Here is a 13,165-nt window from a genome sequence, read left to right as displayed (position 1 = left end):
TCAGGTGTCCTTTCTGAAGACGGTGCCAGCGGGGTAATCGTCGCGGTCATAGCCATCCGGGAGCACCATCGTGCCGATGCCGCCCATGGTGAGCAGCTCGAGGATGACGGAGTGGGCAATGCGGCCGTCAATAACGTGGGCGGCGCTCACCCCGCCTCGTACTGCTTGCAGGCAGGATTCCATCTTCGGGATCATGCCCGAATCCAATTCCGGCAGGACCTCGGCGAGCTCGGCGGTGAGGATCTTCGATACCAACGAGTCCCGGTTCGGCCAGTCGGTGTACAGCCCCTCGACGTTGGTGAGGATGACGAGGCGTTCCGCGCCGATCGCCTCCGCCAGGGCACCCGCAGCAGTATCGGCGTTGATGTTGTAGACCTCCCCATCGTCGCCTGGGGCGATGGTGGAGACAACCGGAATGCGCCCGGCGTCGATAATGTCCATGAGTGCCTCGGGGTTGACGTTGGTGATATCACCCACGAGCCCAATGTCAGTGGCCACTCCCCCGACATTCACGTAGCGCTTTGTCGCCCTGAACAGGCCGGCATCTTCGCCAGACGTGCCGACGGCGTAGGGCCCGTGCGAGTTGATGAGGCCGACCAGGTCGCGGCCGACCTGACCGAACAGCACCATTCGCACAACCTCCATGACTTCCGGAGTGGTCACGCGGAAGCCCCCGGTGAAGTCCCCATCCAGGTCAAGGCGTTTGAGCATGGAGGAGATCTGCGGGCCACCGCCATGCACCACCACCGGTTTCGCCCCCACAGTGCGTAGGAACACCATGTCGGCGGCGAAGGCAGCCTTGAGGTCCTCATCGATCATGGCGTTGCCGCCATACTTGACCACAACGATCTTGTCGCGGAAATGCTGCAGCCAGGGCAAAGCCTCGGCCAAGACATGCGCCCGGGCCTCGCTGCTGAGATTGCTTAAAGTATCCATGTCAGGCGTTTCCTAGCTGGAGTAGGCGGAGTTGATCTCCACGTAGTCGTGGGAGAGATCCGTGGTGCGGACGGTCGCGCGGCCGGGGCCGTCGATGCCGAGGTTGACCAGCACCTCAATGTCGGCGCCGGAGAGGTCGACGTCTCGCGCGCCGGGGGTGCCGGTGGTGTTCACGCACACTGCCTCCCCGTTGAAGTACACCGAAATGTGGTCGGGGTCCATGTCTGCCTCTGCCATGCCGACGGCCGCGAGCACGCGCCCCCAGTTCGGGTCCGAGCCAAACATGGCGCATTTGAACAGGTTGTCGCGTGCCAGAGTCCGGGCAGCATTCACGGCTTGCTCATCGGTAGACGTTCCCTCCACCGTGACGGTGACGCGCTTGGTTACGCCTTCGGCGTCGGCCTGCATCTGCCGGGCGATGTCTTCGCTTGCCTGCAGGACCGCGGCGTTGAGCTCGTCCTGGGTCGGAGTGATTCCCGAAGCACCAGAGGCGAGGAGGAAGACCGTGTCATTGGTCGAAGTAGAACCGTCAATATCAAGGGTGTCGAAGGTGACGTGGCTGGCCGCGCGCACTGCCTCATCGAGCATCGCCGGCGTGGCGCTAGCGTCGGTGGTCAAGCAGACCAACATCGTAGCCAGTGAGGGCGACATCATTCCGACGCCCTTCCCCATCCCACCGAGCGTCCAGCCCTCAGCGTTGACCACGGTCTCCTTCTTCACCAGGTCGGTGGTCATGATGGCTTCGGCTGCCGCCTCACCGTTGTCGCCCAAAGAGGTCGACAGATTATCGACGCCCGCGCGCATCTTCCCCATCGGCAGCACCTCACCGATGAGCCCGGTGCTGCACACCCCGACATCCGTCGGGGCAATGCCCAGCAGGTCTGCGACCTGCTGCTGCAACTCAGCGGCATCCTGATCTCCCTGCACACCATTGCAGGCATTAGCGTTGCCCGAGTTATACAGCACCGCCTTGATCTGCCCATCGGCAATCGCCACACGCGAGAGCTTCACCGGCGACGCCACCACTCGATTACGAGTGAACACCGCTGCGGCATGAAACTCCGGCCCCTCATTGACCACCAAGGCCATGTCGGGATTGCCAGAGGGCTTAATGCCCGCGGTCAATGCTGCAGCACTGAAACCAGCAGGCGCAGTGATTCCGATGGAGCTCATACTTTTCTCCTGAGAGTGTGCGGGAGGTTTTTAAGGGGCGACGGCAACGGCGAGAAGTCCCGCCGTTTCCTCGAGGCCGAGGGCAAGATTCATGCATTGGACAGCCGCACCGCCAGTACCTTTGGTGAGGTTGTCCAACGCCGACGTCATCAGCAAACGTCCCGATCGCTCATCAACTTCGACCTGCACGTGACAGTAGTTGCTACCCACGACATTTTGGGTTTGCGGCTGCTGCCCCTCAGGCAATAGGTGAATGAAGGGCTCGTCAGCGTAGAAAGCCCGATAGGTCTCCGTGGCGATTTGCTGGGTAACTCCCTCGACTAGCGGTGCCGTAACCGTGGTGAGGATCCCCCGCGGGAGCGGGGCCAACACCGGAGTGAAACTAACGGTGACCTCAGCGTCAGTGACCTCAGCGAGGTTCTGGATGATCTCCGGCGTGTGCCGGTGCTTCCCAGCCGTGTTGTAAGCCTTGAGATTGCCCATGACCTCCGAGCCGAGCAAACCAACAGAGGCCTTCTTGCCTGCTCCCGAAACCCCAGTAACAGAAACGACGGCGAGGTCCGGCGTAATCAACCCACCCGCGACTGCCGGCAGCGCGGCCAGCGTCGCCCCGGTGGGAAAACAGCCCGGAACCGCTACCCGAGTGGAGCCTTGCAGCTCTTCTCGGTGACCGGGAAGCTCCGGAATGCCATATGTCCACGTGCCCGCATGCTCCGAACCGTAGTAATGCTCCCACTCCCCCGCATCCTGCAAACGGAAGTCGGCAGCACAGTCAATGACGACAGTGTCTGGGTTAGCAGAAGAAAGCGCCTGACCGATCGGACCAGAATGGCCGTGCGGAAGCGCAAGGAACACCACATCGTGGCCAGCTAAGACCTCCGGAGTAGTGTCCTCAATAATCCGGTCGGCTAGCGGCGACAGGTGGGGCATCAATTCCGCCACCGCCTGACCTGCCGACGATCCGGCGGTCAATGCCCCAATCTCTAACTCGCCAGAGACGTACGCGGGGTGGCTGAGCAGCAGGCGGAGAATCTCTCCGCCCGCGTAGCCAGTAGCGCCTGCGACTGCAACCTTGTATGCCATGACGGACAATCTAGCACTTTATGCAGACTCGTGCAAACTATTCAGTCTATCAATGTGGACATCCCCCACTCTTTACCCCCAAATCTCACTTACCCGACAATTCCTATCTTTGCACCTATAGTTACAGGTTCCACCATATAACCTCCAAAGATGTTCACAGTGAAAACACTGAAACGAATTGTCACCACCGCTGCAGCTTTCATCATGATCGGTGGGCTCATGCCCCCGGTTGCCACCGCCCAAGCTGACCGCACAGTCACCCCCGATGAGATCGACGCCTACGTCGCCGAATACGAACAAGACCCACATGTCACCCCCGTGGTGGACGGTGTGGGAGGCATCAGCGACGCCGAACTCGCCGCATACCACGATCTCGTCCGCGCCACCCAGGAAGCAGGCGAGCCTGAAACATCGCTGGTCCCTGGAGAAATGTGGTCCGATACTATCGGCCTACCCGCAGACGTGAGCAAGGCAGACGCTGATGCAGCAGAGATCGCCATCGCCACCGAGCAGGAGACCCTACCCAGTATCAATTCTCTGAACAGTCTGGATAGGATCAATTCCCTGAACAGTCTGGATAGGCTCGATGATCAGATGATGGCACGGGCATCAAACTGCAGGACCTTCTTCTTCTCACCCCACCAGGTGTGCGGAGCCATCCTAGAAGCCTATGAATCCCTCGGCGGACAGTTCAGCTGGCTCATGCACCCGGTCGAACCGATGTATCTCAACCCTGACGGACAGGGCTACCGCCAGATGTTCCGCAATGGTTTCATCTACTGGCACCCGAACACCGGCGCCTACGCCGTAACCACCCGCAGTGCCGTTGTCTGGAACCGTAACGGTTGGGAACAAGGATGGCTTGGATACCCCACCAGTGCTGAGGTGCCGGTGCGAGGATCGAACCCCCTTACCGGCGAGATCAACGGTTGGGTCCAGAGCTTCCAGGGCGGACGGATCTATCGATCATCGATTCTGAACGGTTTCCATATCGCAAGCATCAATGGTCTAATTTTGGAGAAATGGCTCGAATTGGGGGGACCTAACAGCCCACTAGGATTTCCAATTGCAGACGAAGCCGTAACACCTGATTCACAGGGCAGGTTTTCCGTTTTCCAGCATGGTCATATTTACTGGCACCCACAGGTGGGAGCATGGCCAGTAGCTGGAGACATACTTGCAACTTGGGAGGCTAGTGGGTCTGTATCTGGGGAATTCGGATATCCGATCGATGACCCACTTGCCCAAGGCGATGGCGAATACACTCAGTTATTCGAACGAGGGCTTCTTTACGGAAAATGGCTACACCCTGACGACGCATCGAAATATGCAAGCAGAGGAGATGCTCCTGGCCCCAACTATTACACTCGAGTACTACCTTGCCTAAGTTATGAACGGAGTGGAGACACTTTGCTCGCAGCATTTAGCGTGATCGATAAGCGATCAGTCGTATTCCTAGACTGCTAGAGATTCAGAAATCATATGGTTTCAGTTGCCAACCCAAATAGTGGTCATTTCTACAACATTCCTCCCACGGAGGCCGACTGGTACAACTTTATGTCCTGCGTTGCCCACACATTGAACGCCCAGCCATTCTACGAAGTTGACCCCGGAAACTGGGGACGGCAGCGTCGCAACTTATATAGTGATACTGGAAGCGTGGTAGTAGTATCTCGCGACAATCGGTTGGTCACTGCATGGGCCGGCGGCCCACCAAAAAGCGGCGATTGGAAAAAATGTCGCGAAGGGTTGTACTAATAATGAAAGGCTCCACGGAAGACCAACCGCTGCTGTGCCTGAGGCCAGAATTCGGCCACCCCACCTCTCTATGGGCTGATATTGTTCCCTTTCCACGAAGTGGGCCTCGCGTCGTAACCTATCCAGATGAAATGGGGTTGTCTGAAGAATTGGGTGACCGTCTGTACCGCTGGTCCCGCCTATGGCGTGAGAATTTCCTTGGAAGAGAGGATCGACCTGATGGAAAACTCAGATGGCGCCCTGGTTTCAATATTAGAGAGTGGATTGACGAAGGCCTCTGGATTGAGAAGGCGCTTATTTCGGAACTGCCCGAGTATGACATCGACTTTTTGTGGCGCCACTGGGTTCCCGGCTACTTTTCCGGGGACAATTAAGGACTTTTCGGTGTTGGAATGCCACGTGATTCAAAGTAGTCGGGCTCATCGTACTTGAGAGCGCAGCTGGTCGGTAGTGTGGAAGGAATGTTGGTCCCGGGATGTAAGCCGAGGTTTTCCGATGATGGGATTTCCGACGTTGCCCATCAGGAAAACCTCGACATTCTTAACAATTCCTTTGATTTCCTTGGCGTTAGTGACTGGGTCGCGCCAGCATCGTCCTTCTAGGGTGGAACCTAGTCTCCGACTACCCCAGGCTGCCACATCCCATCGTTAAGATGAGACCGTTTTCGCCAGTAATCTCATAAGTCGTCGGCCCGCGCTCTCAGTGGCGCAGTCGCGGTTCGGCTTCCGCTCGGAAAACGACTTCGAGATGGCTGGATCCGCTAAGATTACTACGGCGTCTTGAGTAGAACCCTGTCCACTTTCGAGGTCCAGTTCCCAGAGAGGCAGGCGTTCATTGTGACAAGAGCACGTCTATCAACGGATCAGATCCTCTACCTTTCCGGAGTAGTCGCGGCCCCCTGGGCCGAAATCGGAGCGATAGCGCTGGGCTTCATAATTCTGCTGATAGGGCGTTTAGTCCCCGGCGACTCCAGTCCAGATCGTGCCAACTAACTCATCGCGATTGGAGCCCTCGCCATAGTTTTCGGTCTTTCACTCGAAGTCGCGCAGATCGATTCCAAGCTCTGGGACATCGTCTATCTGCTCGTGGGCGCTGCAATCACCGGGGTTCTCCTTGCGCTGCCTCCAGGTCCGGTGTCGTTCTTGGGCTTTCTGTTCTGTCTTGCCCCGCCCCTACTGCTGGCTGGGGCATAAACGGCGTTGCACAGATGCCTGGTACGACACCGAATCACGAACTCTTCTATCAGGGAAAGGCGCCACGCCGGGGCCTAGGTTCAACAATTTCACACGAACATCAACGCCGAAGCTACGTGACTGAGGCCAGTTTTGCGCACCCTAGCTAGGCCCGAAACTGAGTGAATCGAAAACCTCCGACATAATCTGAGTTGCAGGCCCTCTCCCCTACCGGTCTCGACGTTCAAAATTGGCCTGTCGAGGAGCAATAACTCCCTGGGCCAAGGCGGCGGTGCGATTGTCCTTCAACCCCACGTGGCCATGATTGGCCGGTGACGTTGGATGGTTATGTCCTCTAGCGTGGTGTATCTGTAGCTGCCGGTGACGACCCCCAGGGAAAATGTGGGCGACCACCGCAGGTACCTTTCGAATCAACTCCTACATCTCCTCGAAAGGACAACCCACGATGGCCGCTGGCCCTCATTCTATCGACCCGACCACCTACCTCGACGACCTGCTCTCCCAGGCCTCGCCGGACCTGATGCGGCAGATGCTCCAAAGCTTCATCAACCAAATCCTGTCGACCCAGGCCGATCAGGTCTGCGGCGCCGATTACGCCACCACCAGCGATGCTCGCGTCAACACCCGCAATGGCTACCGCACCGCGACCTCGACACCCGGGTGGGCACCATCGACGTCGCCATCCCGAAACTACGCACCGGCTCCTTCTTCCCCGACTGGCTGCTGGAACGACGCACCCGAGCCGAACGAGCCCTGACCACCGTGATCGCCACTTGCTACCTCAAAGGGGTCTCCACCCGCAGGATGAACGACCTGGTCGCCACCCTCGGGATTAACAACCTCTCGAAGTCCCAGGTATCCGAGATGGCCAAAGAACTCGACACCATGGTCGAGGACTTCCGCACCAGACCATTGGATACCAGCCCGTATCTCTACGTCTCGTGTGACGCGTTAACCATGAAAGTCCGCGAAGGCGGACGGGTGGTGAAAACCTCCGTGTTGTTGGCCACCGGGGTTAATGCTGAAGGCTACCGGGAACTATTGGGCATGCAGGTCGCCACCGCAGAGTCATCAGCGTCGTGGACTGGGTTCTTCCGGGATCTTAAGGCTAGGGGCCTTAACGAGGTGTACCTGGTTACTAGTGACGCGCACCTGGGTATCCAGCACGCGATCGGCGAGGTATTACCGAATGCGTCATGGCAGCGGTGTCGGACCCATTTCGCCAAGAATCTCTCCGGGCTGGTGTCGAAGACGCAGTGGCCGACGTTATCGGCGATGTTCCACACGATCTTCCAGCAACCGGATGCAGCATCGGTGTGGGCCCAGGCGAGGGAGGTCGTGGCGTTTTGCGAGCAGAGGTTTCCGCATGTTGCTGACTATCTGGAGGAGTCGTTGGATGAGCTGTTGGCGTTTACGAATACGCCGAAGTCGGTGTGGAAGAAGGTGTGGTCGAATAACCCGACTGAGCGGCTCAATCGGGAGATCCGTAGGCGTACTGATGTCGTGGGCATCTTTCCCAATCGTGAGGCTGTGATCCGTTTGGTGGGGGCTGTGTTGGCGGAGCAGCATGATGATTGGATTCAGCAGAAACGGTATATGTCGTTGACGAGTCTGGAGCAGACCAAGACGCTGATGAGGGCTAATATCATTGACCCCGGTGAGAAGGCTGAGGTGGTGGCATGAACCGGTATTGGTATCGGGTGCGTGCCGGCCCTTGGGGTCGTTAGGCCTTCAGTTTTATCGAAAGGTAGAAACACCACTCCCGCGGACTTGACCACGTTGGATGTTAGGGACGTGTATTTTGAAGCAGCGTGGTAACGATCCTGAAACGCTGGAGTGAGCTTCGTGAAGCACAAAACACAGATAGGGCCCAGGCCTTCGAAACGTCTGTAGTTGATCAACCAGGTCACCACCACAGAGCTACTTGCTCTGGATAGTTTCCCGACCACCCCGATCAACACCGACACCTCGAATATGCTCCTTATTGTCCTGTACGCGCGGGAAGGAAAAGGATCGATGATGGTGACCTCGCAGTTCGATCCGGAGAAGTGGTACACATCCATGGCTGAAAAAGTCGTGGCTGAGTCATTGCTCAACCGTCTTGTCGGTGGAGCGGAGATCATCAGTTTGGACGGGCCGAACATGAGACTGCGGCCGACCATCGTCGAGTAACTGTCAAGCCCCGTTGTATGGTCATCCACCGTGGTGGGCAGTTGCTTCATGATGCCCACTGCGGTGCTTCACGATGATTACCACGCCGCTTCAAAATACACGTCCGGAACACATTGGATCGTATGCTAGTGCAAAGACCCAGCTCACGACCTGGCCGTCGGCCTTGTAGCCGGCACAAAATACAACAGTGACCTCTTCCACGCATTTAACAAGCCGAATGCGGGAGGCAACGGCTACGGAGGCACCCACCATCGAGGGGTGTCTCCGGCCATTGCCTCCCGCATTAAGGAGCGAAGGTTAGGCGCGCATATCGGCGCCGAAGCGCTCCTTCGCCAGTGCGGCCGCAGCGAGCCGACGCTCATTGGCCTCCTCGTCGGTGAGGGTGCGATCCTGGGCGCGGAAGAGCAGAGCAAAGGCCAGGGACTTCTTGCCCTCGCCGAGCTGCTGGGAACGGTAGACGTCGAAAAGCTCGACGCTTTCCAGCAGGTCTCCGGCACCTTCGGCGACGACTCGCCGAACATCTTCGGCGGGGACCGACTCATCGACGACGAGGGCGATGTCCTGGTGGAGGGCCGGGAAGGAGGACAACACCGGGGCCGGGAAGGTCTCTTCCAGCGGCAGGGCGGTGACGTCGATTTCCATGGCGCAGGTGCGGGCCGGCAAGCCCAGAGCCTCGATGACCTGGGGGTGCAGCTCGCCGGCGTGGCCGACAACGGTGCCGTCGACTACCAAGGCGGCGCAACGCCCCGGGTGCCAGGGCAGCGTGTTGGCCGAGACCACGTCGAGCTCGACGCCTGCGGCACGGGCGACAACTCGGGCTGATTCGATGGCGTCGGCGTAGGAGTATGTACGGCCCTTGCCCCAGGGACCCTCGAATTCGATGTCGCCGGTACCGACGGTGGCGGCATGCAGCGGCTGGTACGGGAGGGATTCCCGCAGCTCCTGCAGTACCTCGTCGGAGGGACGCTGCTTTACCGAAGGCATCGGGGATACGTCGTCGCGAGCGAAGGAGACCTGCTGGATGCCGAAGAGCGCGACGTCGCCGAGCCCCCGGGCGACGTTGCGGGCCAAAGAGTCGAGCATCGAGGGCAGCAACGTGGTGCCCAGGATTCCGCGGTCGGCCTCGAGAGGGTTTCGCACCGCGACGGCCTGGCGGCGCTCGTCGTCGGCCGGCAGGCCCCAGGTATCGAAGGTGTCGTTGGGAATGAAGGGGCTGGGCAAGATTTCGGCGTAGCCGTTGTAGGCCAGTGCGTGGCCGATGGCCCGGCGGCGGGCCTGGGCAGGGGTAAGTCCGCGGCCACCGGCCGGGGTCGGCAGGACGAGCGGGATGTCTTCCAGTCCTTCTAGCCGCATGATCTCTTCGATGAGATCCTCCGGCAAGGCGAAGTCAGTGCGCCAGGTCGGCGGGGTGACGGTGAGCTTGCCACCGCATTCGGAGACCTCAACGGCGCAACCGACTTCTTCGAGGCGGCGGATAACGGTGTCGCGGTCGTAGTCCACGCCGATGAGCTCGGAGGGGTGGGTCACGCGCATGGTGATGGCCGAACGTGCGGGGACCTCACCGATGAGGGTGCGGCCCTCATCGACGCTGCCGCCGGCAATGTCAACGAGGAGGGCGCACGCCATGTCGAGGGCTACCTCGACGATGGCTGGGTCGACGCCCCGCTCGAAGCGTCGAGAAGCTTCCGACGACAACTTGTGCCGGCGGGAAGTGCGGGCGACGGTGATGGGGTCCCACGTCGCGGCCTCGAAGTAGACATCGGTGGTCTGCTCCGAAATCTCCGAACGCGTGCCGCCCATGACGCCAGCCAGGGACTGGATGCCGGTCTCGTCGCAGATGACGACGTCGCCCGAATCGAGGGTGCGCGTGACGTGATCGAGGGTCTCGAACTTCTCCCCCGCCGTCGCATTGCGCACCACCAGGCCGCCGGAGATCTCGGCGGCATCGAAGGCGTGCATCGGCTGCCCGAGCAGCAACATGACGTAGTTGGTGACGTCGGTGGCGACGTTGACCGGACGCTGGCCGGAGAGCATGAGCTCGCGCTGCAGCCAGAACGGCGACACCGCCTGCGGGTCGATGCCGGTGACTTTGCGCAGGCCGAAGCGGATGGTCTTGGTTTCCGGCTTGACGTCGATGTCGATGAGCTGACCGGCGGGAGCCGGGACGTCGGAAAGCTCGAAGCCGCCGACGGCGGGTTCCAGGGCGACGTCGGTGTAAGTGAGATCGAAGGCCGAGGCGATCTCGCGGGTAAGACCACGGGCGGACAGCGCATAGCCGCGGTCCGGGGTGATGTTGACGTCGAAGACCGTGTCGCTCAATCCGAGGGCCTCGCGGGCATCCTGACCGGGCTCGCCATAGGACGGATCGAGCGTGATGATGCCGGGATTCTGCTTGTCGGTGAAGCCGAGCTCGGCGGCCGAGCAGATCATGCCGTTGGAAATGTGGTCGTAGGTCTCGCGGGCAGCGATCTTGAAGCCACCGGGCAGTTCGGAGCCGGGCAGCGCGACGACGACGGTGTCGCCTTCAACGAAGTTGCGGGCGCCACAGACGATGCCCTGGAGCTCACCCGTGCCATTGGCGTCGCCGACATCGACGAGGCAGTAGCGGATGGGCTTTTTGAACTGCGTCAGCTCTTCAATGTTTCTCACCACACCGATGACCAGCGGGCCAGTCGTCTCCGGGATAGGAGCGAAACCCTCGGTCTCGAAGCCGACGCGGACGAAGCCGGAGTCCAGCTCCTCGTTCGACACAGCGAAGTCCGGGTTGGCATGACGGAGGAGTCCGGTCACCCAGTTCTGAGCGATAAGCATATGAATTTCCCTCTTTTTCTTCTCGAACCGGGGTGACTACTTGGCAATGCCGAACGGCAGGGTGAAGCGGACGTCGCCCTCCACCATGTCGCGCATGTCGGACAAACCATTGCGGAACTGCAGGGTGCGCTCAAGCCCCATGCCGAAGGCGAAGCCGGTGTAGACCTCCGGGTCGATGCCCACTGCCCGCAGGACGTTCGGGTTGACCATGCCGCATCCGCCCCATTCGATCCAGCCAGCGCCGCCCTTTTTGTTGGGGAACCAGACGTCCACCTCGGCGGAAGGTTCGGTGAAGGGGAAGAAGTTCGTGCGCATGCGGGTGCGGGTCTCCGGGCCGAACAGGGTCTTGGCCAGGTGGTCCAAGGTTCCGCGCAGATGAGCCATGGTCAGCCCCTTATCCACGGCCAATCCCTCGACCTGGTGGAAGACGGGCGTGTGCGTCGCATCGAGCTCATCGGTGCGGAACACTCGGCCGGGGCAGGCGATGTACACCGGCACATCGCGATCGAGCAGCGTGCGGACCTGAACCGGGGAGGTGTGCGTACGCAGCACCTGCTTGGAGCCCTCCACGGAGACATGGAAGGTGTCCTGCAGCGTGCGGGCCGGGTGATCGGGGAGGAAGTTCAACGCATCGAAGTTGAAGTACTCGGCCTCGACCTCGGGGCCGTCGGCAATTTCCCAGCCCATGGCGAGGAAGATGTCCGAAATCGACTCCATCAGGGAGGTAATGGGGTGCAACGCTCCCACCTGATGGCGGGTGGTGGGAACCGTCACATCGACGGTCTCTGCCACCAGCTGTGCTGCACGGTGCTGCGCTTCGAGCCGCTCCGCCACGTCGGCAAAATGCTTTTCGACGCAGCCACGTGCCATATTCACCAATCGACCAGCATCCTTGCGCTGATCCTTGGGCAAACTTCCGAGCGCGCGGCGTGCCTGAGGAATCGGGGCCTCATCGCCCAGGTGATCGCGGCGAGCGACAGCCAATGACTCAAGGTCCGATGCGGCGTCAAAAGCAGCCACAGCCTGGTCAGCGGCGGCGTTGAGACCCGCCTCGGTCAGTTCAATTCCCGGTGTGTCAGACACGTGACGCTACCCGAACCCTTCCATGCAGTGAACACTTCAATTTGAGACTCGTACAGCATACCTGGCCGACCTGATTTAGAGCTGTCGGGGCTTGCGCGGGCGCCGGGTAGCCAGGGCAACGCCAATGGCAACGGGGATACACATAGCCAGGGCGAGCGGGGAAACCGCCTCGCCCAAGATGAGAGCACCCAGCGCGATGCTGATGAGCGGCGGCAGAAAATGAGCGACCGCCGCCCGATCTGGACCGGCCTCGCGGATGAGCTGCAGCCACATCGTCATGCCCAACACCGAGGCCCCGAGGATGAGGTAGGCCTCGGCCACGATGAACGGCGTGCTGAAAGTGGGGGTGTCTTCGAAGAGGAGTGACAGGCCGAGGGCAGGGATACCCGCGGCCAGGCTTTGAATACCTGTGGACAGCCACGGACTTCCCGGCGGCACGAGCTTCGGGGTGAGCACCGTGCCAGCCACCAGGCAGGCGACCGCGCCCAGGGCGAAGAGGATCCCCCGCCACTGTGTCTCCCCGCTATCCAGTCGCGTCCACGCCGAACCGACAACACCGAGGAAGCCCACGACACAGCCGATCCACTGCGTGATGAGCAGCGCTCGCCCCCGCAATGCCGAGATCACCAGCACCGCCAACGGAGTCAGCGCGGTGATAATCGCTGCCATTCCGGCTGAGACATACGGCATCGCGCTGGCCATGAGGCCGAGGTATCCGAGATTGTTCAATATCCCGATGACGATGGTGCCTTTGACCCCACTACGGGTCAGGGCTTTGCGCGCACCCCAGGCCGCGGCGATCATGATGGCACCGGCGATGGTGCAGCGAATGCCCACGATCGCGAACGCCCCGGCAGACTGACTTGCCACCTTCATGGCAACGAAAGCCCCCGACCAGATGGTCGCCCACGTGAGCGTGAGGGCAATGAGGCGGGCAGGAGAAATCGTCACCGTGA

9 protein-coding genes and 1 pseudogene are annotated in these 13,165 nt (G+C 60.4%); 4 read left to right on the top strand and 6 right to left on the bottom strand.

The genetic code is table 11. From position 1 onward, the window contains the following. Genes argB through argC form a run of 3 tightly spaced genes read right to left on the bottom strand, consistent with a single transcriptional unit; the run spans position 1 to position 3,192 of the window. A complete protein-coding gene (gene argB, locus CTEST_RS06080) occupies positions 1-936 on the bottom strand; it encodes an acetylglutamate kinase (protein ID WP_047252989.1) in 936 nt (311 codons plus the stop codon). A 12-nt stretch (positions 937-948) separates the two neighbouring features. After that, a complete protein-coding gene (gene argJ / locus CTEST_RS06075; protein ID WP_047252988.1) occupies positions 949-2,109 on the bottom strand; it encodes a bifunctional glutamate N-acetyltransferase/amino-acid acetyltransferase ArgJ in 1,161 nt (386 codons plus the stop codon). Between the two features lie 30 nt (positions 2,110-2,139). After that, complete coding sequence (gene argC / locus CTEST_RS06070) at positions 2,140-3,192, bottom strand: N-acetyl-gamma-glutamyl-phosphate reductase (protein ID WP_047252987.1); 1,053 nt, start codon at positions 3,190-3,192, stop codon at positions 2,140-2,142. A gap of 150 nt (positions 3,193-3,342) precedes the next feature. Here argC and CTEST_RS06065 point away from each other — a divergent pair, with 150 nt between their 5' ends. The 4 genes and pseudogenes from CTEST_RS06065 (at position 3,343) to CTEST_RS06055 (ending at position 8,315) form a co-directional block, all read left to right on the top strand. Beyond that, positions 3,343-4,659: an LGFP repeat-containing protein gene (locus CTEST_RS06065; protein WP_052844315.1), complete on the top strand. Its 1,317-nt coding sequence runs from the start codon at positions 3,343-3,345 to the stop codon at positions 4,657-4,659. Between the two features lie 293 nt (positions 4,660-4,952). Next, entirely contained in the window at positions 4,953-5,324 is a 372-nt protein-coding gene (locus CTEST_RS13330; protein WP_083985459.1) for a hypothetical protein, read from the top strand. Between the two features lie 1,264 nt (positions 5,325-6,588). Continuing rightward, positions 6,589-7,826 (top strand): annotated as a pseudogene (locus CTEST_RS06060) (IS256 family transposase). 210 nt (positions 7,827-8,036) lie between these two features. Beyond that, positions 8,037-8,315, top strand: coding sequence for an ATP-binding protein (locus CTEST_RS06055; protein ID WP_052844314.1), 279 nt, complete (start codon positions 8,037-8,039; stop codon positions 8,313-8,315). 297 nt (positions 8,316-8,612) lie between these two features. Here the strand turns inward: CTEST_RS06055 and pheT are convergent, their stop codons facing one another. From pheT to CTEST_RS06040, 3 genes are all read right to left on the bottom strand, one after another. After that, a complete protein-coding gene (gene pheT, locus CTEST_RS06050; protein WP_047252986.1) occupies positions 8,613-11,126 on the bottom strand; it encodes a phenylalanine--tRNA ligase subunit beta in 2,514 nt (837 codons plus the stop codon). Between the two features lie 36 nt (positions 11,127-11,162). Continuing rightward, positions 11,163-12,209 carry a phenylalanine--tRNA ligase subunit alpha gene (gene pheS / locus CTEST_RS06045; RefSeq protein WP_047252985.1) on the bottom strand — a complete coding sequence of 349 codons (1,047 nt, stop codon included), beginning with the start codon at positions 12,207-12,209 and terminating at the stop codon, positions 11,163-11,165. Positions 12,210-12,284: 75 nt separating this feature from the next. Continuing rightward, complete coding sequence (locus CTEST_RS06040; protein WP_047252984.1) at positions 12,285-13,160, bottom strand: DMT family transporter; 876 nt, start codon at positions 13,158-13,160, stop codon at positions 12,285-12,287. Between the last annotated feature and the right edge of the window lie 5 nt (positions 13,161-13,165).

This window comes from Corynebacterium testudinoris, assembly GCF_001021045.1.
GTDB classification, from domain to species: domain Bacteria; phylum Actinomycetota; class Actinomycetes; order Mycobacteriales; family Mycobacteriaceae; genus Corynebacterium; species Corynebacterium testudinoris.
The sequence above is the reverse complement of the archived record's forward strand: the minus strand, read 5'-3'. Positions and strand labels throughout refer to the sequence as shown.

Bases quoted from the DNA above. Each gene is read 5' to 3' on its own strand.
- argB (WP_047252989.1), bottom strand. From the start codon at position 936: ATGGATACTTTAAGCAATCTCAGCAGCGAGGCCCGGGCGCATGTCTTG.
- argJ (WP_047252988.1), bottom strand. From the start codon at position 2,109: ATGAGCTCCATCGGAATCACTGCGCCTGCTGGTTTCAGTGCTGCAGCA.
- argC (WP_047252987.1), bottom strand. From the start codon at position 3,192: ATGGCATACAAGGTTGCAGTCGCAGGCGCTACTGGCTACGCGGGCGGA.
- CTEST_RS06065 (WP_052844315.1), top strand. From the start codon at position 3,343: ATGTTCACAGTGAAAACACTGAAACGAATTGTCACCACCGCTGCAGCT.
- CTEST_RS13330 (WP_083985459.1), top strand. From the start codon at position 4,953: ATGAAAGGCTCCACGGAAGACCAACCGCTGCTGTGCCTGAGGCCAGAA.
- pheT (WP_047252986.1), bottom strand. From the start codon at position 11,126: ATGCTTATCGCTCAGAACTGGGTGACCGGACTCCTCCGTCATGCCAAC.